Source organism: Morganella sp. GD04133, assembly GCF_029835375.1.
Lineage (GTDB): Bacteria > Pseudomonadota > Gammaproteobacteria > Enterobacterales > Enterobacteriaceae > Morganella > Morganella morganii_B.
Map to the genome: position 1 here is coordinate 1 of NZ_JAODZS010000098.1, position 966 is coordinate 966.

The 966-nt window shown below is 52.2% G+C and carries 1 protein-coding gene and 1 pseudogene; both read right to left on the reverse strand.

All coding sequences use genetic code 11. From position 1 onward, the window contains the following. Positions 1–691, reverse strand: a 691-nt coding sequence (locus tag N7387_RS21255; protein ID WP_279800953.1) for a phage baseplate protein, incomplete at its 3' end; no start/stop codon positions are given. Continuing rightward, positions 678–966 (reverse strand): annotated as a pseudogene (locus N7387_RS21260) (hypothetical protein); the annotation flags it as partial. The pseudogene N7387_RS21260 and the gene N7387_RS21255, both read right to left, overlap by 14 nt.

The following is a 966-nucleotide window of genomic DNA, read 5'->3' on the forward strand; positions in this document are numbered from 1 at the left end:
CCTCCGGCGAATTACTGATCGCCTTGCTTCCGCCCGACTCGACGCCGGTCACCGGATGCTTATGCTTGTTGTAGGCATCACGCAGCGCCTTGACGCTGGATTTCTGAGAGCCTGCGTTATCAGTAATGTTCCCGTCAGCGGTTACATTCCCTGTGAAGTGAGAGTTCGGCGAATCCACCGTTACGCCATCTGGCGCGACAATGGTCGCCTTTGAGCACGTAACATTAACGGGATTCGGGCTGGTAATATTGATAGCGCTATCCGCAAATTCAATAAACTGATCTGGTTGCTGGTTAAGAGACCCGCCAAGATAAAAAGCGTCAATCCGGCTGTGGCAGCGTGTCGTGTTAGGCGCTCCTGATATCCTGTCCCGTCTGGCGTTGTCGCTGTCTTTGTCACAGTACAGCGCTATACCAATATCGCCGACCACCGGATCCATAATAATCGCTGATCTTCCGCGCTGAAGTCTCCATACGCTGGCCCCATAAACCTGAGCATTCTGGATTGGTGCGCCGGTGTTTGTTGTTCTGGTAACCAACGGAAGAAAGTCTACCTTCAGGTTTGGCGCTTTGCCGTACACTGCCATTACCATGACGATTTCAATAAAGTGCTTACCGCTGAGGAATGATTCAAGGTTGTATAGCAGGCTGTCGGCATCGCTGGCTATAGCGTCATATTCACTCATTGCCATTTTCTTTCTCCGGAACAAATGGTGATATTGTAGCAATCGTGTGCCATGCCCCGTTTTTCGTCCAGGACGTGAGGTAATGAGATACTAGCCTGGCATCGTAATCCCCGGACGCTCCCGGCAGGGATGTATCAAGCCTTAGTTGCTCACCCTGAACAATAAAGGGTGAAAACTGTGTCTGGATGGTTAGCCCTCCCCTGGTGTATACCGGGTAGCCAATCAACCCATTTTCCGGGGAGACGACCGGTCGCGTAGCTGCCAGCTTCCCCCTGTACCTG